This is a genomic window from Streptomyces cirratus, assembly GCF_014650775.1.
Classification (GTDB): Bacteria; Actinomycetota; Actinomycetes; order Streptomycetales; family Streptomycetaceae; genus Streptomyces; species Streptomyces cirratus.
This window is the reverse complement of the sequence record NZ_BMVP01000009.1, coordinates 179,546-204,381: the sequence shown is the minus strand read 5'-3', so window position 1 is coordinate 204,381 and position 24,836 is coordinate 179,546. Positions and strand designations below refer to the sequence as shown.

At 71.9% G+C, this 24,836-nt stretch carries 21 protein-coding genes; 16 read left to right on the top strand and 5 right to left on the bottom strand.

Translation table 11 applies throughout. The features are described 5' to 3' along the window. Positions 1-37: 37 nt before the first annotated feature. From dnaK to IE207_RS22460, 4 genes are read left to right on the top strand one after another with little or no spacing between them, the layout of a single operon-like run. Positions 38-1,897 (top strand): molecular chaperone DnaK, encoded by a 1,860-nt coding sequence (dnaK, locus tag IE207_RS22475; protein ID WP_190186075.1) that lies wholly within the window; start codon positions 38-40, stop codon positions 1,895-1,897. After that, a complete protein-coding gene (gene grpE, locus IE207_RS22470) occupies positions 1,897-2,580 on the top strand; it encodes a nucleotide exchange factor GrpE (protein ID WP_190186074.1) in 684 nt (227 codons plus the stop codon). The genes dnaK and grpE overlap by 1 nt, the downstream gene beginning before the upstream one ends. 39 nt (positions 2,581-2,619) lie before the next feature. Further along, positions 2,620-3,804, top strand: a complete 1,185-nt coding sequence (gene dnaJ / locus IE207_RS22465) for a molecular chaperone DnaJ (RefSeq protein ID WP_190186073.1) — start codon at positions 2,620-2,622, stop codon at positions 3,802-3,804. 1 nt (position 3,805) lies between these two features. Beyond that, positions 3,806-4,252, top strand: coding sequence for a heat shock protein transcriptional repressor HspR (locus IE207_RS22460; protein WP_190186072.1), 447 nt, complete (start codon positions 3,806-3,808; stop codon positions 4,250-4,252). A 76-nt stretch (positions 4,253-4,328) separates the two neighbouring features. On the opposite strand, the gene IE207_RS22455 is transcribed toward IE207_RS22460, so the two are convergent. Continuing rightward, the gene (locus IE207_RS22455) at positions 4,329-5,363 is read right to left on the bottom strand and encodes a helix-turn-helix transcriptional regulator (RefSeq protein ID WP_190186071.1); all 1,035 of its coding nucleotides are present in this window, start codon (positions 5,361-5,363) and stop codon (positions 4,329-4,331) included. A 342-nt stretch (positions 5,364-5,705) separates the two neighbouring features. On the opposite strand from IE207_RS22455, the gene IE207_RS22450 reads away from it, so the two are divergent. Further along, a complete protein-coding gene (locus IE207_RS22450) occupies positions 5,706-5,987 on the top strand; it encodes a Rieske (2Fe-2S) protein (RefSeq protein ID WP_136210630.1) in 282 nt (93 codons plus the stop codon). A gap of 163 nt (positions 5,988-6,150) precedes the next feature. Here the strand turns inward: IE207_RS22450 and IE207_RS22445 are convergent, their stop codons facing one another. Continuing rightward, complete coding sequence (locus IE207_RS22445; protein WP_190186070.1) at positions 6,151-6,555, bottom strand: pyridoxamine 5'-phosphate oxidase family protein; 405 nt, start codon at positions 6,553-6,555, stop codon at positions 6,151-6,153. A gap of 134 nt (positions 6,556-6,689) precedes the next feature. On the opposite strand from IE207_RS22445, the gene clpB reads away from it, so the two are divergent. Beyond that, complete coding sequence (gene clpB, locus IE207_RS22440) at positions 6,690-9,305, top strand: ATP-dependent chaperone ClpB (protein WP_190186069.1); 2,616 nt, start codon at positions 6,690-6,692, stop codon at positions 9,303-9,305. 157 nt (positions 9,306-9,462) lie between these two features. Beyond that, a complete protein-coding gene (locus IE207_RS22435; protein WP_190186068.1) occupies positions 9,463-10,005 on the top strand; it encodes a type III secretion system chaperone family protein in 543 nt (180 codons plus the stop codon). A 4-nt stretch (positions 10,006-10,009) separates the two neighbouring features. On the opposite strand, the gene IE207_RS22430 is transcribed toward IE207_RS22435, so the two are convergent. Both IE207_RS22430 and IE207_RS22425 read right to left on the bottom strand, forming a co-directional pair. Beyond that, complete coding sequence (locus IE207_RS22430) at positions 10,010-11,161, bottom strand: putative hexosyltransferase (protein ID WP_229873891.1); 1,152 nt, start codon at positions 11,159-11,161, stop codon at positions 10,010-10,012. A gap of 269 nt (positions 11,162-11,430) precedes the next feature. Next, positions 11,431-12,615 (bottom strand): pyridoxal phosphate-dependent aminotransferase, encoded by a 1,185-nt coding sequence (locus tag IE207_RS22425; RefSeq protein ID WP_190186067.1) that lies wholly within the window; start codon positions 12,613-12,615, stop codon positions 11,431-11,433. 697 nt (positions 12,616-13,312) lie between these two features. Here IE207_RS22425 and IE207_RS22420 point away from each other — a divergent pair. The 9 genes from IE207_RS22420 to IE207_RS22380 all read left to right on the top strand — a co-directional run bounded on the left by IE207_RS22420 (position 13,313) and on the right by IE207_RS22380 (position 23,115). Continuing rightward, positions 13,313-13,864, top strand: coding sequence for a DUF2617 family protein (locus IE207_RS22420; protein WP_190186066.1), 552 nt, complete (start codon positions 13,313-13,315; stop codon positions 13,862-13,864). 109 nt (positions 13,865-13,973) lie between these two features. Then, entirely contained in the window at positions 13,974-15,614 is a 1,641-nt protein-coding gene (locus IE207_RS22415) for a polyamine aminopropyltransferase (RefSeq protein ID WP_190186065.1), read from the top strand. Positions 15,615-15,672: 58 nt separating this feature from the next. Beyond that, entirely contained in the window at positions 15,673-16,587 is a 915-nt protein-coding gene (locus IE207_RS22410; protein ID WP_190186064.1) for an SRPBCC domain-containing protein, read from the top strand. Positions 16,588-16,640: 53 nt separating this feature from the next. Beyond that, entirely contained in the window at positions 16,641-17,429 is a 789-nt protein-coding gene (locus IE207_RS22405; protein ID WP_190186063.1) for an aldose epimerase family protein, read from the top strand. A 33-nt stretch (positions 17,430-17,462) separates the two neighbouring features. Next, positions 17,463-18,002 carry an orotate phosphoribosyltransferase gene (pyrE, locus tag IE207_RS22400; protein WP_190186062.1) on the top strand — a complete coding sequence of 180 codons (540 nt, stop codon included), beginning with the start codon at positions 17,463-17,465 and terminating at the stop codon, positions 18,000-18,002. A gap of 262 nt (positions 18,003-18,264) precedes the next feature. After that, on the top strand, positions 18,265-19,287 hold the full coding sequence (fbaA, locus tag IE207_RS22395; RefSeq protein WP_190186061.1) for a class II fructose-bisphosphate aldolase: 1,023 nt from the start codon (positions 18,265-18,267) through the stop codon (positions 19,285-19,287). A gap of 214 nt (positions 19,288-19,501) precedes the next feature. Beyond that, a complete protein-coding gene (locus tag IE207_RS22390; RefSeq protein WP_190186060.1) occupies positions 19,502-20,263 on the top strand; it encodes a ScbR family autoregulator-binding transcription factor in 762 nt (253 codons plus the stop codon). A 127-nt stretch (positions 20,264-20,390) separates the two neighbouring features. Next, the gene (locus IE207_RS22385) at positions 20,391-21,092 is read left to right on the top strand and encodes an AfsR/SARP family transcriptional regulator (protein WP_190186059.1); all 702 of its coding nucleotides are present in this window, start codon (positions 20,391-20,393) and stop codon (positions 21,090-21,092) included. A gap of 70 nt (positions 21,093-21,162) precedes the next feature. Beyond that, complete coding sequence (locus IE207_RS22380) at positions 21,163-23,115, top strand: helix-turn-helix domain-containing protein (RefSeq protein WP_190186058.1); 1,953 nt, start codon at positions 21,163-21,165, stop codon at positions 23,113-23,115. Positions 23,116-23,578: 463 nt separating this feature from the next. Here the strand turns inward: IE207_RS22380 and IE207_RS22375 are convergent, their stop codons facing one another. After that, complete coding sequence (locus IE207_RS22375; RefSeq protein ID WP_229873889.1) at positions 23,579-24,769, bottom strand: IS701 family transposase; 1,191 nt, start codon at positions 24,767-24,769, stop codon at positions 23,579-23,581. Positions 24,770-24,836: the final 67 nt, after the last annotated feature.

Sequence of the window (24,836 nt, the reverse complement as noted above, 5' to 3'; positions counted from 1 at the left end):
TGAGTCTGTTCCACTCAAGTCAGCTGGAGGAATCAAAATGGCACGTGCGGTCGGCATCGACCTGGGCACCACTAACTCCGTCGTCAGCGTTCTGGAAGGCGGCGAGCCCACCGTCATCACCAACGCCGAGGGCGCCAGGACCACGCCGTCCGTCGTCGCCTTCGCCAAGAACGGCGAGGTCCTCGTCGGCGAGGTCGCCAAGCGCCAGGCGGTCACGAACGTGGACCGTACGATCCGCTCGGTCAAGCGCCACATGGGCACCGACTGGAAGATCAACCTGGACGGCAAGGACTTCAACCCGCAGCAGATGAGCGCCTTCATCCTGCAGAAGCTGAAGCGCGACGCCGAGGCGTACCTGGGTGAGAAGGTCACGGACGCGGTCATCACCGTCCCGGCCTACTTCAACGACTCCGAGCGTCAGGCGACGAAGGAGGCCGGTGAGATCGCGGGTCTGAACGTCCTGCGCATCGTCAACGAGCCGACCGCCGCCGCCCTGGCCTACGGTCTCGACAAGGACGACCAGACCATTCTCGTCTTCGACCTCGGTGGCGGCACCTTCGACGTGTCCCTCCTGGAGATCGGTGACGGCGTCGTCGAGGTGAAGGCCACCAACGGTGACAACCACCTCGGTGGTGACGACTGGGACCAGCGCGTCGTCGACTACCTGGTGAAGCAGTTCGCCAACGGCCACGGCGTCGACCTGTCCAAGGACAAGATGGCGCTCCAGCGTCTGCGCGAGGCCGCCGAGAAGGCGAAGATCGAGCTGTCCTCCTCCACGGAGACCACGATCAACCTGCCCTACATCACGGCGTCCGCCGAGGGCCCGCTGCACCTGGACGAGAAGCTCACCCGCGCCCAGTTCCAGCAGCTGACCGCGGACCTGCTCGACCGCTGCAAGACCCCGTTCCACAACGTCATCAAGGACGCCGGCATCCAGCTGTCCGAGATCGACCACGTGGTCCTGGTCGGCGGCTCCACCCGCATGCCGGCCGTCGCCGAGCTCGTCAAGGAGCTCACCGGCGGTCAGGACGCCAACAAGGGCGTCAACCCGGACGAGGTCGTCGCCATCGGCGCGACCCTCCAGGCCGGTGTGCTCAAGGGTGAGGTCAAGGACGTCCTGCTCCTCGACGTGACCCCGCTGTCCCTGGGTATCGAGACCAAGGGCGGCATCATGACCAAGCTCATCGAGCGCAACACGACCATCCCGACCAAGCGGTCGGAGATCTTCACGACGGCCGAGGACAACCAGCCGTCGGTGCAGATCCAGGTCTACCAGGGCGAGCGCGAGATCGCGGCGTACAACAAGAAGCTCGGCATGTTCGAGCTGACCGGTCTGCCGCCGGCCCCGCGTGGCGTCCCGCAGATCGAGGTCTCCTTCGACATCGACGCCAACGGCATCATGCACGTCACGGCCAAGGACCTCGGCACGGGCAAGGAGCAGAAGATGACCGTCACCGGCGGCTCTTCGCTCGGCAAGGACGAGGTCGACCGCATGCGCCAGGAGGCGGAGCAGTACGCGGACGAGGACCTGCGCCGCAAGGAGGCCGCGGAGACCCGCAACCAGGCCGAGCAGCTCGTGTACCAGACGGAGAAGTTCGTCAAGGACAACGAGGACAAGGTCCCGGCCGACGTCAAGACCGAGGTCGAGGCGGCCGTCGCGGAGCTCAAGGAGAAGCTCAAGGGCGACTCCGCCGAGGGCGACAACACCGCCGAGATCCGTACGGCGACGGAGAAGGTCGCGGCGGTCAGCCAGAAGCTCGGCCAGGCGATCTACGCCGACGCCCAGGCGGCCCAGGCCGCGGGCGGCGCGGCGGACGCCGGTCAGGCCAAGGCCGACGACGACGTGGTCGACGCCGAGATCGTGGACGACGAGAAGCCGAAGGGCGGCGCTGCCTGATGTCGGAGGAGACCAAGGGTTTCGACGAGGAGCCCGAAGTCCCCACCGGCGCCGGCGCGGACGACGCGGCAGCCGAGCCGAAGGCCGCCGACTCCTCCAAGGAGGACGAGGCGGCCCCGGCCGGGGACGCAGCAGCCGAGGCCCTCGGCAAGGAGAGCGCCCTCGTGGCGCAGCTGGACCAGGCCCGCACCGCGCTGAACGAGCGCACCGCGGACCTCCAGCGGCTCCAGGCGGAGTACCAGAACTACCGCCGTCGGGTGGAGCGGGACCGGATCGCCGTCAAGGAGATCGCGGTCGCGTCCCTCCTGACGGAACTGCTCCCCACCCTGGACGACATCGGCCGGGCGCGGGAGCACGGCGAGCTGGTCGGCGGCTTCAAGTCGGTGGCCGAATCGCTGGAGACGGCCGCCGCCAAGATGGGGTTGCAGCAGTTCGGCAAGGAGGGCGAGCCCTTCGACCCGACGGTCCACGAGGCCCTGATGCACTCGTACGCGCCGGACGTCACCGAGACGACCTGCGTGGCGATCCTGCAGCCCGGCTACCGGATCGGCGAGCGCACCATCCGTCCCGCCCGGGTCGCGGTGGCCGAGCCCCAGCCGGGCGCGGCTCCTGCCGCGAAGTCCGAGTCCGCGGACGGCGACGCGCCGTCTGACAAGGACACGGATGCCCCGGACAAGGGCTGACGTCGAACATGTAGGTGTACGAGAGGAGGGCCACCGGGGATGAGCACGAAGGACTTCGTCGAGAAGGACTACTACAAGGTCCTCGGTGTCCCCAAGGACGCCACCGAGGCCGAGATCAAGAAGGCGTACCGGAAGCTCGCCCGCGAGTTCCACCCGGACGCCAACAAGGGCGACGCCTCGGCCGAGGAGCGCTTCAAGGAGATCTCCGAGGCGAACGACATCCTCGGGGACGCGAAGAAGCGCAAGGAGTACGACGAGGCCCGTGCCCTGTTCGGGAACGGTGGCTTCCGCCCCGGTCCCGGCGGGGCCGGCGGCTCGTTCAACTTCGACCTCGGTGACCTCTTCGGCGGTACCCAGCCGGGTGGCGCGGGCGGCGGGTTCGGCGGCGGCCTCGGGGACGTCTTCGGCGGCCTGTTCAACCGCGGCGGCGCGGGCCCCGGTGCGGGGACCCGCACCCAGCCGCGCCGCGGCCAGGACATCGAGTCGGAGGTCACCCTCTCCTTCACGGAGGCGGTGGACGGGGCCACGGTCCCGCTCCGGATGTCCTCGCAGGCGCCCTGCAAGGCCTGTTCGGGCACCGGCGACAAGAACGGCACCCCCCGCGTGTGCCCGACCTGCGTCGGTACCGGCCAGGTGTCGCGGGGCAGCGGCGGCGGCTTCTCGCTGACCGACCCCTGCGCGGACTGCAAGGGCCGCGGCCTGATCGCCGAGACCCCCTGTGACGTCTGCAAGGGGAGCGGCCGGGCCCGCAGTTCCCGCACCATGCAGGTCCGGATCCCGGCGGGCGTCTTCGACGGCCAGCGGATCCGGCTGCGCGGCAAGGGCGCCCCGGGCGAGCGCGGCGGTCCCGCCGGCGACCTGTACGTGGTCGTCCACGTCGGCAGCCACCCCGTGTTCGGCCGCAAGGACGACAACTTGACGGTGACCGTCCCGGTGACGTTCGCAGAGGCGGCGCTCGGCGCCGAGATCAAGGTGCCCACGCTGAACGGCCCTTCGGTCACGCTGAAACTGCCCCCGGGGACGCCGGGCGGCCGTACGATGCGCGCTCGGGGCAAGGGCGCGGTCCGCAAGGACGGCACCCGCGGCGACCTGCTGGTGACGGTTGAGGTGGCCGTCCCGGCGGAGCTGTCGGACAAGGCCCGCGAGGCGCTGGAGATGTACCGCGACGCGACCGGGTCCGAGGACCCGCGTGCCGCGCTGTTCGAGTCCGCGAAGGGAGCATGAGATGGACGGCCGCCGCAGGAACCCGTACCAACTGACCGATGAGACACCGGTCTACGTGATCTCGGTGGCCGCCCAGCTCTCGGGCCTGCATCCGCAGACCCTGCGCCAGTACGACCGCCTCGGGCTGGTCTCACCGGACCGGACGGCCGGCCGCGGACGTCGGTATTCGGCCAGAGACATCGAGCTGCTCCGTACGGTGCAGGCGCTGTCCCAGGACGAGGGCATCAACCTGGCGGGGATCAAGCGGATCATCGAGCTGGAGAACCAGGTCGCGGCGCTCCAGCAGCGCGTGGCCGAACTGTCCAGCGCTGTGGACGGTGCGGCCGCCGCCCTGCGGGCCAGGGAAGCACAGGTGCACGCCTCGTACCGGCGGGACCTGGTCCCCTACCAGCCCCCGCAGCCGGGCAGCGCCCTGGTCGTCTGGCGCCCCAAGCGCCCGCAGGGCTGAGGACCGTCCGCCCGAAGGGCCGTCCGCGCGCAGGACCCCGCCGGGGCAACCGGGCGGGGTTTCGCGTTCCGGGGCGTCAGACGTGGCCCGGGGGCAGTGGTGGGGGCGTGCTGTGGAGGATGCCCGACTGGGCTATGAGGAAGCCGAGTTGGGCGCGGCTGCCGCTGCCCAGGGTGGTCGCCAGCTTCGCGATGTGGGCGCGGCAGGTGCGTACGTTCATCCCCAGCCGGCGCGCGATCGCCTCGTCCACGTGCCCCTCTATGAGCAGCTGGGCTATGGAGCGCTGCACGCCGGAGATACCATCCGGCGTGTGCGTGTACGTCACCTCGTCGCCCAACGGCACTGCTCTGCGCCACAGTTGTTCGAAGACCTTGATGAGGTAGTCGACCAGTCCCGGGTGGCGCAGTTCCAGGGCCACCCGGCGGTCGTCGCTCGCGGGGATGAACGCCACCGTCCGGTCGAAGATCATGAGGCGCTCTATCAGCTCTTCCAGCGTGCGGATCTCCACTTTCCCCGTGGAGATGCGGTCCACGTAGGCGAGCGTGCCCTGGCTGTGCCGCACCGTGTGCTGGTAGAGCGTACGGATGCCCACCCCGCGGTCTATCAGGGGCGCGGCGCGCTCCAGGGCCTCGCTGAGGATGAACGTGGGCCGGGCGCCGCCCGGCTGGACGGTCAGGGCCTCGGTGTGGCACTCGGCGGTGGCCAGGTCCAGGGCGGCGTTGATCTGGTCGATCCCCTCCAGCACCGTGATGGCGTGGGTGTTGGCGGGACTCTGCGCACTGATGGCGAGGAACGGCTCGAATGCATCGGTGAGATCTACAGCAGTGCGTCTGCGGTCCTGGATCTCGCGTTCGATGGGGTGGAGCCGCTGGGCCAGCGCGACGGACGGGGGAACCGCGCGGAGCTGGTTCGCGTCATCGGGGTCGGGTCTCAGTAGGGCGAATTCGAGCAGGCAGGGGGCGTTCCTGACCTCACCGCGGGCGACGCGGCCGTTGCTGAGCGCGGCCGCGTAAAGGCGTGCTCCCTCGGCGCACATCGCCGTGACGGGGTGGGGATGTGTCGGGTTTGTCTCGCTTCTTGCCAAATCTCCACCCCCCAGGGTCCTGAACATGTAAGAACATGATGCATCGTCCCTGTGGCACTGACGTGCCTGAATGAGCCATCGTCTGTCACTGCGGGGGAGAGGATTCCATCAAGTGAGGACGAAGCCGACCATGTATAAGAGAATGCTTCGCTCGGCGCTTGCCGTTGTTTTCTCCGCCGTTGCGGTCTTCGGGGCAGTCGTCGCCGTCAGCGGGGACGCGGGAAGCGTTCAGGCCAGCGCCGGTGCGCCCGTCGAGTCGGTAGGCAAGCACGATCTCGGCTGGAACACGGCTCCGCAAGACCTCGGTTGGGACACCGCGCCTGCGCAGGTTTCCCGGTGACCCCCGACGATCGTGACTTCCGTCGCGAGATGGCTTCGGCGTACCGGTCGGGATGGCAGTTCATCGACCTCGCCACGGCGATCCCCCACGCCGGCGACTCGTTGATGGTCACCCTGTTCGGCCAGCCGATCGTCGTAGTACGAGAAGAGGACGAAGACGTCCGGGCCTACCGCTGTCTGCGCCGCCCCCGGGGCGCACCGCAGCCCGTCCGCTGCGAAGTGCGGTACGGCATGGTCTTCGTCAACCTCGACCAGCGTGACCACCAGCTGTTCGAGCCCGATATCACCGCCGCCACCCCCCGAAGTGCCTGAAGCGATTCCCCCTCGTTGCACATCGCTCAGGTGCTACCCCCACACAACGGCGCCATCGTGGACCTGACCACGATGGCGCCGTTGTGATGTCCGCTGCCTTCGGCGACCGTCGGCGGCCTTCGGCGACCGTCGGCGGCCTTCGGCGGCCCCGGCGGCCGGCGCCTCAGGCGCGGCCCATCGCCCGGTCCAGCGTGATCTCCAGGACGACCCGGTCCGGATTGGGCGAGGGCGTCCGCCCGTACCGCTGCGCGTAGCGCGCCACCGCGTCGGCCACCGACGCCTCGTCCGTACGGACCGTGGCGCGTCCCTCCAGGGTGGCCCAGCGCCGGCCCTCCATCTGGCACACCGCCACCCTCGCGACGCCGTTCGGCGCCGCCAGCACGTTGCGGACCTTCTTGCTGTGCTTGTTGCTGATCACCCGGGCCAGTCCCGCCTCGGGGTCGTACGTGACGCCCACCGGCACCACGTGCGGGCTGCCGTCCGGGCGGTGGGTGGTGAGGGTGCAGACGTGCCGCTCCCGCCAGAAGGCGAGGTATTCGGGCGTCGGGTGGAGTACGTCGTGGGCCATGGGCCGAGCGTACGTCCGCGCCCGTCCGTGTCATTCGGCAGTGGCCGTCGTAAAACCGCCTTGAGTGGAATAGACTCAACTTTGTACACGCTGTGTCTGTCAGACCAGACCCTGTCAGGGAGAGGAGAGCGGCGGTGGACGCCGAGCTGACGAACAAGAGCCGGGACGCGCTGAACGCGGCCACCAGCAGGGCCGTCAAGGACGGCCACCCGGACCTGACCCCCGCGCACCTGCTGCTGGCTCTCCTCGCCGGCGAGGACAACGAGAACCTCGTCGACCTGCTCGCCGCGACCGGGGCCGACCAGGCCGCCGTGCGCACCGGAGCCGAGCGGCTGCTGGCCGCCCTGCCCAGCGTCACCGGATCCACGGTCGCGCCCCCGCAGCCCACGCGCGAGCTGCTCGCCGTGCTCGCGGAGGCCGACGACCGGGCCGGGAAGCTCGGCGACGAGTACCTTTCCACCGAACACCTCCTCATCGCCCTCGCCGCCAAGGGCGGCGCGGCCGGCGAGGTCCTGACCGCCCAGGGCGCGACGGCGCGCAAGCTGCTGGACGCCTTCGAGAACGCACGAGGAGGGCGGCGGGTGACCACTCCCGACCCCGAGGGCCAGTACAAGGCCCTGGAGAAGTTCGGCACCGACTTCACGGCGGCCGCCCGCGAGGGCAAGCTCGACCCGGTCATCGGCCGCGACCACGAGATCCGCCGCGTCGTACAGGTCCTGTCCCGCCGCACGAAGAACAACCCGGTGCTCATCGGCGAGCCCGGCGTCGGCAAGACGGCCGTGGTCGAGGGCCTGGCCCAGCGCATCGTCAAGGGCGACGTCCCCGAGTCCCTCAAGAACAAGCGGCTCGTCGCCCTCGACCTCGGCGCCATGGTCGCCGGTGCGAAGTACCGAGGCGAGTTCGAGGAGCGGCTCAAGACCGTCCTCGCCGAGATCAAGTCCAGCGACGGCCAGATCATCACCTTCATCGACGAGCTGCACACGGTCGTCGGGGCCGGCGCCGGCGGGGATTCGGCCATGGACGCGGGCAACATGCTCAAGCCCATGCTCGCGCGCGGTGAACTGCGCATGGTCGGCGCGACCACGCTGGACGAGTACCGCGAGCGGATCGAGAAGGACCCGGCGCTGGAGCGCCGCTTCCAGCAGGTGCTGGTCGCGGAGCCGACCGTCGAGGACACCATCGCCATCCTGCGCGGCCTCAAGGGCCGCTACGAGGCCCACCACAAGGTCGTCATCAACGACAGCGCGCTCGTCGCCGCAGCCACCCTCTCGGACCGCTACATCACCTCCCGCTTCCTTCCGGACAAGGCCATCGACCTGGTGGACGAGGCCGCGTCCCGGCTCCGCATGGAGATCGACTCCTCGCCTGTGGAGATCGACGAGCTCCAGCGTTCGGTCGACCGGCTGCGCATGGAGGAGCTGGCGCTCAAGAACGAGTCCGACCCGGCCTCCATCGAGCGCCTGGAGAAGATCCGCAAGGACCTGGCGGACAAGGAGGAGGAACTGCGCGGCCTGACCGCACGCTGGGAGAAGGAGAAGCAGTCCCTCAACCGCGTCGGCGAGCTCAAGGAGCGCCTGGACGACCTGCGCGGACAGGCCGAGCGCGCCCAGCGCGACGGCGATTTCGACGCGGCGTCCAAGCTGCTGTACGGGGAGATCCCCGCGCTGGAGCGCGAGCTCGCGGAGGCCACGGAAGCCGAGGCGGAGGCCACCCAGGCCGGTCCGGCCAAGGACGCCATGGTCAAGGACGAGGTGGGCCCGGACGACATCGCGGACGTGGTCGGCGCCTGGACGGGCATCCCCTCGGGCCGCCTGCTCGAAGGCGAGACGCAGAAGCTGCTGCGCATGGAGGCCGAGCTGGGCCGCCGTCTGATCGGCCAGGAGGAGGCCGTACGGGCCGTTTCCGACGCCGTGCGCCGCACCCGGGCGGGCATCGCGGACCCGGACCGGCCGACGGGCTCGTTCCTCTTCCTCGGCCCGACGGGCGTGGGCAAGACCGAGCTGGCCAAGGCGCTCGCCGACTTCCTCTTCGACGACGAGCGGGCGATGGTCCGCATCGACATGTCCGAGTACGGCGAGAAGCACTCCGTGGCCCGGCTGGTCGGCGCGCCGCCCGGCTACGTCGGCTACGAGGAGGGCGGCCAGCTCACCGAGGCCGTGCGCCGGCGCCCCTACTCGGTCGTCCTGCTGGACGAGGTGGAAAAGGCCCACCCCGAGGTCTTCGACATCCTGCTCCAGGTCCTGGACGACGGCCGCCTCACGGACGGGCAGGGCCGGACGGTGGACTTCCGCAACACCATCCTGATCCTGACCTCCAACCTGGGCAGCCAGTTCCTGAGCGGTCCCGGCCTGACGGACGCGTCGGCCTCCCCGGAGGACCGCAAGGCCAAGGTCCTGGAAGTGGTGCGGGCCTCCTTCAAGCCGGAGTTCCTCAACCGCCTGGACGACCTGGTGGTTTTCTCCGCGCTGACCCGCGACGAGCTGGCCCACATCGCCGAGCTCCAGATCGGCCGCCTCGCCAAGCGCCTCGCCGACCGCCGGCTGACCCTGGACGTCACGCCGGAGGCCCTGGCCTGGCTGGCGGACAAGGGCAACGACCCGGCGTACGGCGCCCGGCCGCTGCGCCGCCTGATCCAGACGGCCGTCGGCGACCGCCTCGCCAAGGAGATCCTGGCGGGCGAGGTCCGCGAGGGCGACACGGTACGGGTGGACGTGGCGGGTGAGGACCTGCTGGTCGGCAAGGTGCTGTGAGGCGGGACCGGGGCCCCGGGCGACGGGGCCCCGATCCGGCCCGGCCCTTACCCGGGCCCTACTCGTGTCCGCCCGGAGCGGATCGCACGTGCGGGGCTGGACACGGGGTAGGACCGATGGGGGAGGATGACATCATCCGCACGAAGGGAAGTACACGGTGAGCATCGACCCGGCCTCGATTCCGAATTTCGGAGGGCAGCAGCCCGATCCGCAGGCCACAGGACCGGCGGGCCCCGTCGTCCCCGACCAGGACCTGGTCAAGCAGCTGCTGGAGCAGATGGAGCTCAAGTACGTCGTCGACGACGAGGGTGACCTCGCGGCGCCGTGGGAGGAGTTCCGGACGTACTTCATGTTCCGCGGCGACGGCGAGCAGCAGGTCTTCTCGGTGCGGACCTTCTACGACCGTCCGCACGGCATCGAAGACAAGCCGCAGCTGCTGGAGACGATCGACGACTGGAACCGCCGCACCCTGTGGCCGAAGGTCTACAGCCACACGCACGACGACGGCTCCGTCCGCCTGATCGGCGAAGCGCAGATGCTGGTCGGCACCGGCGTCAGCCTGGAGCACTTCGTGTCCTCCACCGTCAGCTGGGTCCGCGCCTCGATCGAGTTCGACAAGTGGCTCGTCGAGCAGCTCGGCCTGGAGCAGGACGCCGACTCCGCCGACGGCGGGGACGACAAGGGCGACGAGGAGAACTGACCCGTCACAGCGGTACCCGCGCCACCAGGAGCAGGTACACCCCATAGCCGTACGAGAGCCCGGCCAGCACCGCGGTCACCACGACCGCGGTGCGGGGCCGGGCTCTGGCCATCACGGCGGACGGGGCCAGCAGCAGCGGGAACGCGGGCAGCAGGAAGCGCGGCTTCGACTCGAAGAAGCCGCCCCCGCCGTAGGTGATCACCATCAGCACCCCGGTGTACGCGAGCAGCGCCAGCGGTGCCCGGTCCAGCACCAGCGGCACCGCCAGCAGCGCCGCCACGACCAGCACCGCCACGGTGACGGTGGTGGCCAGCGGTACGGGGCCGCCGGTCAGCACCTTCTCGGCGTCGCGCAGCGTGCCCACGCCGAAGTCGAAGCGGGACCCCCAGCGCCGCTGGACGGTGAAGTACCCGCCGACGGGACGCCCCGTGCGCACCCCCACCGCCAGGACGTACGCGGCCCAGCCGGCCGGGGCCAGCAGCGCGGCCGCCCACACCTCGGGCGCGCGGGGGCCCCGTATCGCCAGCGCGTGCAGGGCCGTCAGGGACACCGCGGCGGCGACGGCGATCCCCGTGGGCCGGGTCAGTCCCGCGAGGACCGCGAGGGCCGTGGCCCACAGCCAGCGCTCCCGCAGCAGCGCGTACAGCGCCCAGGCGGCGAGTGCGGCCAGCAGTGCCTCGGTGTAGCCGGCGCTGAGCACCACGGAGTGCGGCAGCGCCGCCCACAGTGCGACCAGCAGGACTCCGCCGCGGGCACCCAGCAGCCGTTCGCCGACCCGGTGGACCCCGAGTGCGGCCGCGGAGGCGGCGGCCCACGCCACGGCCAGCGCGGCCAGCGCGGTGCCGCCCGCGAGGCGCACCAGTACGGGGTAGAGCGGGAAGAAGGCGTAGTCGCTCTGGACGGAGCCGTTCGCCCACATCTGGGTCCGCCCGTACCCGTGGGCGGCGATCCCGAGGTACCAGACGGAGTCCCAGGAACCGCCGAGCACCCGGACCGGGTCCCGGCCGGTCCACCAGGCGCCGGCGGCGATGACCAGGACACCCGCCCCGCGTACTGCGGCGAACACCCCGAGCGCGAGGAGGGCCGGCGACGGGCCGTCCGTGCGCGTCTGCGGCGGCCGAAGGGACACCGCCGGACCCGTCGAAACCGCAGCCATGTCTCCCGGTCTTCCCGCCGGCGCTTCCGGCGCGTTCGCGTACGTCAGCCTCACTCCGGCGCCGATACGCCGGAGCCCGCGGTGGAACGGGCTCCCGGCCGGCCTCCCCACGACGGGGCAAACCCTACGAGCCCAACCCTCTGGCCGACTTCCCCCCGACACCCGCCCACACCACCGTTTCCCCAGGTGAAAGCCTCGAACGACGATTCCCCGACACAGTCTTTCGAGGGACCCGCACACACCCGTTCGGGTGCTCGCGCACCCTAGCGCTACAGCCGGCCGAGGCGGGCGACGGCCTCGCGGAGGACCTCGTCGCGTTTGCAGAAGGCCCAGCGGACCTGGGGGGCGCCGGCGGACCGGTCGTCGTAGAAGACCTGGTTCGGGATGGCCACCACGCCGCAGCGGGTCGGCAGGGCGCGGCAGAAGGCGAGGCCGTCCTTCTCGCCGAGGGGGGTGATGTCGGTGGTGATGAAGTACGTGCCCTGAGGGCGGAACACCTCGAAGCCCGCCGCCGCGAGGCCGTCGGCGAGCAGATCGCGCTTGGCGAGGTGGTCCGCGCGGAAGGTCTCGTAGAAGGAGTCCGGCAGGGCCAGGGCTTCGGCGATCGCGTGCTGGAAGGGGCCCGAGGAGACGTACGTGAGGAACTGCTTCGTGGAGCGCACGGCGGAGACCAGCGCGGGCGGAGCGGTGATCCAGCCGACCTTCCACCCGGTGAACGAGAACGTCTTGCCGGCCGAGGAGATGGTGACCGTACGCTCGCGCATGCCGGGCAGGGAGGCCAGCGGGACGTGCGAGCCGTCGAAGACCAGGTGCTCGTAGACCTCGTCGGTGACGACCAGCAGGTCCCGCTCGATCGCCAGCTCGGCGACGGCCGCCAGCTCCGCCGGGGTCAAGACCGTGCCCGTGGGATTGTGCGGGGTGTTCAGCAGGAGCAGCCGGGTTCGGGGGGTGACGGCGGCGCGCAGGGCGTCCGCGTCGAGGCGGAAGTCCGGGGCGCGCAGCGTCAGCGGCACGCGGACCGCGCCGGCCATGGCGATGCAGGCGGCGTAGGAGTCGTAGTACGGCTCCAGGGCGATGACCTCGTCACCCGGTTCGAGCAGGGCCAGGAGCGCCGCCGCGATGGCCTCCGTGGCGCCGGCCGTGACCAGGACCTCCGTGTCGGGGTCGTACGACAGCCCGTAGAAGCGCCGCTGGTGTTCGGCGATCGCGAGCCGCAGCTCCGGGACGCCCGGGCCCGGCGGGTACTGGTTGCCCCTGCCGTCCCGGATCGCGCGTACGGCCGCTTCGGCGATCTCGGCGGGACCGTCGGTGTCGGGGAACCCCTGGCCCAGGTTGATCGACCCGGTGGCGGTGGCCAGGGCCGACATCTCCGCGAAGATCGTGGTGCCGAAGGCCGCCAGACGGCGGTTCAGGAAGGGGCGGCTGCCGCCCGCGGGTGCGCTCATGGCGGCCATCCTGCGGGCAACCTCTGGAGTTGCTCAAGTGTGCTTTGGCGCGGGTGGCCTGCGGGCATCTCCCCCGCACACGGGACACGGGGGTCCCGCACCCCGGGGATCCGGGGGTTCAGAGAGGGGCGAGAAGATGGTTCTTGCCGTAGTGCTCTTGGGTGTCTTCGTCGTCGGGGTCGTCGTGGTGGCCGTCAAGGCGGCCTCCGGCGCGAGCGGCGGCAGCGGAAGCCGCAGTGGCAGCAGCTGGTGGGCCGGGGGCGGGGACGGTTCCTCGGGCGGCGGGTGCTCCAGCAGCTCCTCGTGCGGGTCCTCGTCGTCCTGCGGGTCCTCATCGTCGTGCGGTGGCGGCGGGTGCGGATCCAGTTGAGGATCGGTACGGCCGGTACCGCGTAAACGGGGCGTCCGGCGGGGACAACTTCCCTTGGACGCCACCCTGTTAGCACCCGCATCCGCCCGCGCGTTACGACGTACGGGCGGCATGTGGTTGAACACGTGAACCGGGTAGCCCCCGGGGGGATGTAAACCCCGTCAAGTTGGGTAAAAACGCTGTGAGTGCCGTGCCTTTCATGATTCCCTCGGTTGAGTAGACCAGTCCTCGGACCTCCCTGGACTTCCTGTGGACCCGTGCCGGTGTCCCCCACCCGTTGACCAACCGCTGGCGGTTCCCCGGCCCACCTTCCTCGCGCGTTTGCGGAGCCGACTCATGCTCACGACCCTCCAGACCACCTATACCGACACGCGTGCCGCCGATCTCGCCTGGGCCCTGGGACGGGACCGGCTGCCCGCCCTCGCCGTACTGAACCTCCAGCTCGCGGGCGCGAAGGTGGAGCTGCGCCTGCTCGGCGCCTCCCATCAGGTGCTCCTGGAGGAGGGCGAGGTCCTCTGCTCGGAGACGGTCGCCTGCATGCCCGGCAGCAGCACCCCGCTACCGCTGGGGGTGGCCGAGCGGTGGGGCGACTGGGAGTACGAGTTCGCCGCGCGCGTCGAGACCCTTTCGCGCGGCTCGTTCGCCGGACGCGCCCAGGAACTGCTCGCGCTGGTCGCGGATCACCCGAACGGGCTCGCCGGGACCTTCCCGGGCAGCCCGCACGCCTTCACCGCGCTGCTGGCGCAGCGTCACGAGGGCCAGGTGCGGTGGCGGACCTGGCACGCGTACCCGCAGGAAGGCCAGTTGGTCGCCACCCGTACGCGGGTGGGCGTGCGGATGGGCGCGGGTGCCGAGACGCCGGAATCGGTGGCCGTGGCGTCGCTGTAAAGGGTGGCGCGGGGCGGCCCCGTGGTTACTCCAATTGGCTGGATCAGTACATCACTTGCACCCATGTGAGTGACGGGGTGCAAGTGGACGGTGACGTACGGTTCGCTGCATGATCGACCGTTCCGTACCGCGCCGGGTGTTGCCGGCTCCGGGGCCACGGGGCGTGGCGACCGTCCCGGCCGCCCTGCCCGTACGGCCCCGGACCGGCCGACTCCTCGTGCTGGCCACCGTCTTCGTCTGTGCCGCCTGCGGCCTCGTGTACGAACTGGAGCTGCTCGCGCTCGGCTCCTACCTCATCGGAGACTCCGTCACCCAGGCGTCGGTGGTGCTGTCCGTCATGGTCTTCGCCATGGGTGTCGGCTCCCTACTCGCCAAACGGCTGCGCAGACGGCCCGCGTTCGGGTTCGCCGCCGTCGAAGCGGCCCTGGCCCTGCTCGGCGGGCTCTCCGCCATGGCCCTGTACGCGACTTTCGCCTGGCTCGGGGAGTCACGGCCCGCGCTCGTCGCCTTCTCGTTCACCATCGGCGTGCTCATCGGCGCCGAGATCCCGCTGCTGATGGTGCTGATCCAGCGGGTCCACCGGCAGGACGCGGGCGGCGCCGTCGCGGATCTGTTCGCCGCCGACTACGTGGGCGCACTCGTCGGCGGGCTCGCCTTCCCGTTCCTGCTCCTGCCGGTGCTCGGCCAGCTCACCGGCGCGGTGCTCACGGGCACCGTCAACGCGGTCGTCGGCGGAGGGCTCGTCCTGTGGATGTTCCGCCGCGACCTCAGCCGCCGCTGCCGCCGGCTGCTGATCGCCGTGAACCTGACCGTCCTCGTCGTCCTCGCCTCCGCGGTCCTCCTGGCCGACGACTTCGAGCGGATCGCGCGCAGCGCCGTGTACGGCGGGGACGTGCGGGTCGCCGTCCAGAGCAACGTGCAGGAACTGGTGCTGACCGGGCCGGCCTCCGGGTCACCGCGCTCCCTCGACCTGTACCTGGACGGGCGGCTGCGGGTCAGCGGCTACGACGAGTACCGCTACCACGAAGCCCTCGTCCACCCCGCGATGACCGGCCCGCACGCACGCGTCCTGGTCCTCGGCGGCGGTGACGGGCTCGCCGCCCGCGAGGTGCTGCGCTACCCGGACGTCGCCTCCGTCACCGTCGTCGAACTCGACCCCGGGGTGGTCCGGCTCGCCCGCACCGACCCGATGCTGTCCGAGCTGAACGGCGCGGCGTACCAGGACCCCCGCCTCGGCGTCGTCACGCAGGACGCCTTCAACTGGCTGCGGAGCCCGGCCGCCCGGGACCGCTTCGACGTCATCGTCTCCGACCTGCCGGACCCGGGCATCACGCCCAGCACGAAGCTGTACTCGCAGGAGTTCTACGGGCTGGCCGCGCGCGCCCTGCGGCCCGGCGGCCGGATCGCGGTGCACGCGGGACCGCTGGCCACCCGGCCGCGCACGTACTGGACGGTCGAGGCCACCCTCCGGGCGGCCGGCCTGCGGACCGCGCCCTACAGCGCGGGCGGCCGGCTCTCCGGCTTCGCCGCCGGCCCCGACCGCGGGCAGGGCGGCGCAGGCACCCGGCCGCAGGACTGGGGCTTCGTACTCGCCGCCCGGGACGCCGTACCGCAGCTGCGGGTCGACCGCGACACGCCGGGGCTGCGCTCGGTGTCGACCCCGGCCCTACAGGACGCCGCCCGCGAGGCGGAACGCACCCGGGTGCCGGGCCTGCCGCCGTCGACGCTCCCGCACCCGAGGTACACGTAGGGTCCGGGTCGGCGCAGGACCGGATACAGGAACGGGTCTCGTCGGTAGGCTCGTCCGCATGGAGCATCAGGTGTTCGTTCCGGTACCGGCAGACGACCTGCGCGCCGTGCTGCGCGATCCCGCCCGGGTGGCCCGTTGTGTACCCGGGCTCCAGCAGGACGCCGACACCGCGTCCGGTCCGCTGGCGGGCCGGCTCAAGGTGCGCGTCGGCGGGCACACCGTGACCTACCGGGGGGCGCTGGCCCTCACCGAGCGGGACCCGGAGCACTTCGCCGTCGAGGGGGAGGGCGCCGAGGTGCGGGGCAACGGGGCCGTCAAGCTCGCGCTGACGCTGCGGCTCACCCCCGAAGGGGGAGGCACCCGGCTGGCGGTATCCGGCGGGGGGTCCGCCGACGGGCGGGCCGCCGACTTCCCGCCGGAGGCCACTGCCGCGGCCGTGCAGCGGCTGCTGGACCGTACCGCCGCCAACCTCGCCGCGGCGGTCGCGGAGCCGGAGCCGCTGGCCGAGCCGGTGACCGACCCCGTCGCGGACGCCGAGGACGCGGCGGCGGCCGCTGACGACTCCGACTCCGATAGCGACTCCGACTCCGATAGCGACGCCGACGCCGACGCCGACTCCGGCTTCGACGACGTCGAGGACGGCATCACCGAGATCACCGAGTCCGTGTTCGATGCGGAGGTTCCGCCCCCGTCCCTCGACCCCTTCGAGGGAGGCGGCTTCGAGCGCCTCGGCGAACCGGGCGCGCTCGACGGCCCCGCGCGGCCCCCCGCCGAAGCCGCCCACGCCCGCCGCACGATGATCGGCCGCAGCGCCGAGGAGGTCGACCACGCACCTCCGCGCGGCCGCTACGCCCCCGTCCCGGCCCCCTCCTCCGCCGCGGCCGGGGTCGGCCTGCGCTGGATCGCCCCGGCCGCCGCCCTTGCCGTCGCCTCGGCCGTCGTGGTCGGCCGCGTCCTGCGCCGCCGCCGCTAGGCCGTCTGACCCTTGACGCGGAAACGGCCCGGCGGCCGTTTAGGGTCGGCCGTATGAGTACGCGACTGAGCGCCGGCGGCGCCGAGCTGACGATCGACCAGGAAAACGGCTGCCGGATCAGCAGTCTGCGCGTCGACGGGACGGAGCTCCTGCTACAGGGCCCCAAGTACGGGGCCTTCCCGATGGTCCCGTGGTGCGGGCGCACCGCGAACGGCCGGTTCCGCGACGGGGCGACCGTCCACCAGCTGCCGCTCAACCACCCCCCGCACGCCATCCACGGCTTCGGCCGTGAGGTGGCCTGGCGCCCGGCCCACAGCACCGGCACCACGGCCGTGTTCACGTACGACCTCGCCGACCCGTGGCCGTACCCGGGCCGCGTGACGCAGGTCTTCCAGCTGGGCGAGGACGCGCTGACGCTCACGATGGGCGTCGAGACGTACGGGGACTCCTTCCCGGCCCAGGCCGGCTGGCACCCCTGGTTCAACCGCAGCCTCACGCCGGGCGGCCCGGAAGCGCAGCTGGACTTCACCCCCGCCTGGCAGGAGGAGCGCGGCCCCGACCACATCCCCACCGGCAACCGCATCGACCCCAAGCCCGGGCCGTGGGACGACTGCTTCGGGATGCCCGAGGGGGTGGACGTCACCCTCACCTGGCCCGGTTCGCTGGAACTGAAGATCACCAGCCGGGCCGAGTGGGTGGTCATCTACGACGAGCAGCCGCAGACGGTCTGCGTCGAGCCCCAGTCCGGCCCGCCGAACGGCCTGAACACCCTGCCGCGGCTGGTCACGCCGGTGGACCCGCTGGAGGTCTCCACCACCTGGACCTGGCGGCGCTTGGCTTAGGCCCTGGACCCCGTCCCCTTTAAGCTCGGAGCCATGAGTGACGTACGCGATGAGCTTCTGCAGCAGATCAAGGACAAGGCCGTCGTGCACGGCAAGGTGACCCTGTCCTCCGGGCGGGAGGCCGACTACTACATCGACCTCCGCCGGATCACCCTCGACGGCGAGGCCGCCCCGCTGGTCGGGCAGGTCATGCTCGACCTGACCGCCGACCTCGACTACGACTGCGTCGGCGGCCTGACCCTGGGCGCCGACCCGGTGGCGACCTCGATGCTGCACGCCTCCGCCGCGCGCGGCGCGCGCCTGGACGCCTTCGTCGTCCGCAAGGCGCAGAAGGCGCACGGCATGCAGCGCCGGATCGAGGGCACCGACGTGAAGGGCAAGCGCTGCCTCGTGGTCGAGGACACCTCGACCACCGGCGGGTCCCCGCTGACCGCCGTCGAGGCGGTCCGCGAGGCCGGCGGTGAGGTCGTGGCCGTGGCGACGATCGTGGACCGCGGCGCGGCCGACGCGATCGCCGAGGCGGGGCTGCCCTACCTCACCGGCTACCAGCTCGCAGACCTGGGCCTCTCCTAGATCGTTTGGGGGGTCGTCGCGTTTGCGGAAGCCGGGCGTCCACGGGACGAGACGCCCGGCGGAACCCGGTCGTCGGGACACCGTGGTCGCTGACCTGCTGTTTTCTCTCCGCCCCCGGGCCCGGCCGAATGTTTCACGTGAAACGTCCACTGGGCCCGGGTGGAGGCGGGTACCGAGTCTGGAAAGATAGGCGCGACGGCAACGTCGCCCCCAGGTCAGGGCCAGCAATCGCACACTCCCCGCACATCCAAGGAGCGGACAGATGCCCATCGCAACCCCCGAGGTCTACAACGAGATGCTGGACCGGGCGAAGGCAGGCAAGTTCGCCTACCCGGCGATCAACGTGACCTCGTCCCAGACCCTGCACGCTGCGCTTCGCGGCTTCGCGGAGGCCGAAAGCGACGGCATCATCCAGATCTCCACCGGTGGTGCCGAGTTCCTGGGCGGCCAGTACAACAAGGACATGGTCACCGGCGCCGTCGCCCTGGCGGAGTTCGCGCACGTCGTCGCCGCCAAGTACGACATCACGGTCGCGCTGCACACGGACCACTGCCCGAAGGACAAGCTGGACGGCTATGTGCGTCCGCTCCTGGACATCTCGGCCGAGCGCGTGAGCCGTGGTCTGAACCCGCTCTTCCAGTCGCACATGTGGGACGGCTCCGCCGAGACCCTGGCCGACAACCTGGCCATCGCCCAGGAACTGCTCGCCAAGGCCGCCGCCGCGAAGATCATCCTTGAGGTCGAGATCACCCCGACCGGTGGCGAGGAAGACGGGGTCAGCCACGAGATCAACGACGAGCTGTACACCACCGTCGAGGACGCGATCCGCACCGCCGAGGCCCTCGGCCTCGGTGAGAAGGGCCGCTACCTGCTGGCCGCCTCCTTCGGCAACGTGCACGGCGTCTACAAGCCGGGCAATGTCGTCCTGCGCCCCGAGCTCCTCAAGGACCTCCAGGCCGGTGTCGGCGAGAAGTACGGCAAGGCCTCCCCGTTCGACTTCGTCTTCCACGGCGGGTCGGGCTCCACGGCCGAGGAGATCGCCACCGCGCTGGAGAACGGCGTCGTGAAGATGAACCTCGACACCGACACCCAGTACGCCTTCACCCGCCCCGTCGCGGACCACATGTTCCGCAACTACGACGGCGTCCTCAAGGTCGACGGCGAGGTGGGCACCAAGTCCAAGTACGACCCCCGCACCTGGGGCAAGGCCGCCGAGGCCGGCATGGCCGCGCGTGTCACCGAGGCCTGCGCGAACCTGCGCTCCGCGGGGACCCGACTGAAGTAGCCCCGGCGTCACGGCGGCGTCCGTGACAGGGCCCATGGCAGGGGCCTGCCCGTCCACGAGGGACGAGCAGGCCCCTGCCGCATGTCCGCGGCTCCCGGGCGGGATGGCCGGAGATGACACACGGCGGTGGACTGCGGCTCCGCGATGGTGTGGAATCACCTCACAAGAACGTACTCCCGGGGATGTAAATCCGGGGGTCAGGAGAGGCCCACCCATGAGAACAGAGCGCCCCCCGGTAAAACAGGACCGGGCGGTACGCACCCGGCAGGCCATATTGGAGGCGGCCGCGACGGTCTTCGAGGAGTACGGCTACGACGCCGCCAAACTCTCCGACATCGTCAACATCGCCAAGGTCACCAAGGGCGCCCTGTACTTCCACTTCGGTTCGAAGGAAGCCCTGGCCCAGGCCGTCATCGACGCCCAGAACCAGGGGCAGCCGCCGGCCCTGCCGCAGGAGTACAAGGCGCAGGAGTTCCTGGACATGGGGATGATCTTCTGCCACCAGCTGCGGCACGACGTGCTCATGCGGGCCAGTGCCCGGCTCACCCTGGACCGCGCCGGTCAGACCCTCGACAAGGCGGCCCCCTACGAAGCGTGGATCGCCCTGCACACCGAGGTGCTGGCGGAGGCGAAGCGGCGCGGCGAGCTGCTGCCGGGCGTGGATCCCGCGATCCCCTCGCAGTTGATCGTCGGCGCGTACGCCGGTCTCAATACGATGTCCCATACGCTGGGCCTGGACATGGACCGCCAAGTCTCGGAGCTGTACGCGCACGTGATGCCGAGCGTGGTCGTCCCTGCCGTGGCGATCCGTTTGGACACCGCCCCGGGACGGGGCGCGCGGGCGCTCTTCGGCGGGCGGGGCACCCACGTGTGCCGGGAGGGCTGCGCGGTGGGCGTGGCGCCGCGAGCGGACGGCGCGGAGGGCGGCGCGGAGGACGGCGCCGATGCGAACCTCCCGGAGGCGCTCGGCGCCTGACGAACCGTCGCCTGACGGTTCCCCAGTGCCACATGAGCCACTTGGTTTTCGTACCTCCCCTTCCAAAAAAGATGCTTCCGGGTATTATTTTTTGAGGGCGGAGCCCCTGCGTCAGGGGGAGAAGACTGTGGACATTCAGGTGCTCGGAGTGCCGCGCGTCACCGAGAACGGCTTGCCCCTCAAGGCGCCCACGCCCGAGGCGAGGCACGTACTGGCGGTGCTGGCCGTTTCTCCCGACCGCGTCGTACCGGAGGCCGTCCTCGCTGACGAGCTCGCCCACCGCACCTCGTCCCACTACGACCACGCCGTCCTGCTCACCGCCGTGCGCCGCCTGCGCGAGCGGTTGGCGGAGGCGCTGGGAGCCGGTTCGGTACGAACTCCCGAGACCGTGCTGTCCGCGAGGCCCGGCGGGTATGTTCTCGACACCGGTGGCGGCCGGTCCGACGTCCGGGAATTCGAGCGCGAGGCCGGAGCCGGCTACCGGGCCATGGGCCGGGGCGACTTCGAACAGGCCGCCCGCCGGCTGCGCCGCGCCCTCGCCCTGTGGACCGGCCCCGCCCTGGACGGCATCGACGCCGGACCCTGGCTCCGCTCCCGCGTCGCCGTGCTCGACGCCGACCGGTGCTCGGTACTGGAGCAGTGGGTCGAAGCCGAACTCGCCCTGGGACGACGCCGGGAACTGCGGCTGGAACTGGCCGGGCTGCACGGCGCCGGCGGAGGCGAACGGGCGGGCGCCTTCCTGGAAGGGGTCCGCCGCGCCGAGGAACGCCTCGACGCCCTCCGCTCCGCCCGCTTCCTCGCCGGCATACCGGTGGCGTGTGGCGCTTGACCCTCCGCCGCGCGGAACCTAGGTTCAAGATCCGGGCTGAAAACAGCAGGTCGGACGGGGGAAGCGCCCTATGGGGGACAGCGGGACGCGGGACGGGGGCGCCGACGGCGGCGTGCTCGCGGTACTGGAACTGCTCGCGGAGGAAGCACCGCAGAGCGCCTACGAAGCCCTGCTGGACGAAGCCCGACGCGGGGACGCGGACCCCGCCCGGCTCGCGGGACTCACCCACGCCGTGGCGCTGGCCCGCTCCGTCCGCGCCAGCGCGAGCCGCCGCAAACAGCGCGAGGCCGCGCTGACCGCCCTCGTGGACACCGCGCACGACCTGACCTCCCCGTACGACATCGACGGCCTACTGCGCCTGATCACCCGCCGGGCCCGGCGCCTCCTCGGCTTCGACATGGCATGGCTGTCCCTGAGCCGCCCGGACGGTTCCGCGTACGTACGGACCTCCGAGGGCGAGACCACCTCACTGAACATCGGCCTCGAACTGGGCACCGGCAACGGCCTGGGCAGCGTCGCCCAAGAGCGCCGCTCCCCCGTCTGGACCGCCGACTACCTGAACGACGACGCCATCGCGCACGAGCCCGGCATCGACGCCGTCGTCCGCGCCGAAGGGCTGCACGCGATCATCGCGGTACCGCTGCGGCGCGGGGACTCCACCCTCGGCGCGCTCTACGGGGCCGAACGCCGCGTGCGCCGGTTCACCCCCGACGAGATCGGCCTGCTGCTCTCCCTCGCCGACCTGGCCGCCGTCGCCCTGGAGAAGGCCCGGCTGCTGGAGCAGACCCGCGACGAGGTCACCGAACTGGCCGCCTTCGGCACGCGGACCAATACCGCCCTGACCCGGGTCCGTTACCTGTGGGAGTGCCACGCCCGGCTGGCCGGACTGGTCCTGGACGGAGCCGGGCTGCTGACCTTGGCCCGGGCCACCGCCGACGCGCTGGACGGCGTGCTCCAGGTCCGGGACCCCGGCGGGCGGGTGCTGACCGTCACCGGTGAACTCCCGGAACTGGACGAGGAGTCGGTGACCAAGGCGTCGCTCCAGGCGCTGACCGGGCGGCGCCCCGTCAGACTGCCCGGGGAGGTGTGGCTGGCGCCGGTGCTGGCGGGCGCCGAGGACCTCGGGGTGCTGCTGCTGAGCGCGTCCGCGCCGCTCGCGGAGGAGGACGTACGGCTGCTGCGGCTGGCGGCGCAGTCGGTGGCCTCGCTGATGCTGATCCAGCGGGGTACGGCCGCCGCCGAAGGGCCCGTCCACGACGAACTGCTGGCCGATCTGCTGGAGCGGCCCAACTCGTTCGACCTGCGCCTCTCGGAGCGCACCCGGCGGCTCGGCGTCGACCTCGACCGCCCGCACGTGGTGGTCGTGGCCCGGCCCGAGGGCGGCGAACTGGGCCGGGCGGTGGCGTGGGCGTCCTCGTACGCGTACCGCATGGGCGGTCTCAAAGGCGTCCGCCGTGGCTGCATCGTGCTGCTCCTGCCGGGTACCGACGCCTCGGACGCCGCGCACCGGGCCTCCGGGGAACTGTCGCCGCTGCTGGGCCACGCGGTGTCGACGGGAGCCGCCGGACCGGCCGAGGGGCCGGGGGAGGTGGCGCGGGTGTACGCGGAGGCGGTGCGCTGCCTGGACGCGCTGACCGCGCTCGACGGGGCGGGCGGTACGGCTTCTATGCGCGAGCTGGGGTTCGTGGGGCTGCTGTTATCCGCGGACCACGACGTGGAGGCCTACATCGCGTCGACGATCGGCCCGGTGCTGGAGTACGACGCGGACCGCATGACGGATCTGACGCGGACGCTGGACGCGTACTTCGCCTCGGGCGGCAGCCCCACGCACGCCGCTGAGGCTCTGCACGTCCACCCGAACACGGTGTCGCGGAGACTGGAGCGGATCACGGACCTGCTGGGCGAGGGCTGGCAGAAGCCGGGGCAGGCCCTGGAGATCCAGATGGCGCTGCGGCTGCGCAAGACCCGCGCGGTCCTCCACGCCCGCCGCTCGCCGGAATCCCCCTACCCGAGCATGCCCTGACCTCTCCGCTCGCCCGTGCCCGGCCGGCCGGTCCGGCTGCCCGTCGGGGCGGACGCGGCGCGAAGTGCGGCAGCCTTGCCGGGGCGGGCGCGGGGCCGGTGCCTGCCGGCCTGGCTCGTGCGGAACACGGCGCCCCCGGCCGGCCGGGGCGGCAGCCCGTCGGGGTGGACGGGGCGCCGGTGCCTGCCGGTCTGGCCCGTGCGGAACACAGCGCCCCCGGCCGGCCGGGGCGGCAGCCCGTCGGGGCGGACGGGGCGCCGGTGCCTGCCGGTCTGGCCCGTGCGGAACACAGCGCGCCCTGCTCGGCCGGGCCATCAACTCGGCGGCGAACGCGGCGTCGCGCGTGGCGGTTTCGCCAGGCCGGCGCGGGGTCGGTGTCGGCGGTTCCCGTCAGGGTGTGACGCGCGCCCCCGGCGGTCTTCGTCGGGGCGGTCGGGGCCCGTGTCGGCGGGCGCCGGGTGGGTCAGCAGCGGGCCAGGGCGGGGGAGGGGCGGCGCGGCCGCGCGCCCGGGGCGGGGGCCGGCGAGGACGGCGGAAGGCGGCCGGCCAGCCACAGCCCTGCGTGCGCCACCGAAGCCAGTGTCACGTGCCGGTGCCACCCCGAGAGCGACCGGCCCGCGAAGTCCCGCAGCCCCACCCGGTCCATGCTCGCCCCGGCCGCCAGGGACACCTTCCCCGCATTCTTGGTCAGCCGCACCAGCGCCCCCGGGGCGGCCCGCGTCATGTCCGTCACCCACATCCGCCCCGGCAGCCGCCGCGCATCCGACCACTCCCCGAACAGCAGCATCTCCCGCCCCGCGAGCAACACCCGTACCGCCGCCACGAGCGAGCTGCGCCGCGCCCCGGCCCGCTCCGGATCCGCCCACTCCACCGGCATCCGCATCCCGCGCACGTTCTGCAGGATGTCCCGCGCCGCCATCGGCAACGCCCCGTAGCCCGGGAGCCGCTGGTCCGCCACCCCCAGCCGCGCCCCGGGGCTGACGCGCGCCACCACCGGCACCCGCGCCTCGGCGAAGCGCCCCAGGGTGGCCCGGGTCGCGATGTCGGGGACGTCGAGCACGACCGGCCGTACGCCCCCGGCGGACCCCCGCGCGAGCTCCACCGCCCCCGCGACCGCGCAGGCTTCGTAGGAGTCCGCGGACACCGCCGGCCCCTCGCCGCCGAGGAGCAGCCGCCACTGCACCGGCGTCGCCACACCGCCCGAGATGAACCACGTGGCGAGGGCCTGCTGCCCCCGGAACACCTGCCCGTGGTGCGGGTCGAAGCGGTTGCCGACGCCCACCGAGTGCTCGCCGCCGCGCGGGATCGCCATCGGCTGCACCACCCACGCGCTGAGCGGCGCCGACCGGCCGAGGTAGTGCGCCAGAGCGGTACGGATCGGCTGCCAGTCCCAGGTCGAGCCGGCGATGAAGTGGTGCAGCGCCTGCTCCTCGGCGGCGCCGCCGGAGCCCGTCTGAAGCGCCATGTTGCGGATCGACTTGCGCCCCTCCGCGGCGAGCAGCCCCCGTACGTACTGGCGTCCGCGCTCGCGCTGGTCGCGGCGCCGCAGCGGCTCGAACACCGCGGCGCACAGCTCCTCGACGACCTCCCCCGTGGCGGCCTCCGCCATGACGGCCTCCCCCGTGCGGTCGGGCCGGCCGGTGCCGGTGTTCACGCGCTTCCCCCTCCGTCGACGACCCCCCTACCGTCCGCCCCAGGACCTCCTCGCGGGGAGGTGCGCC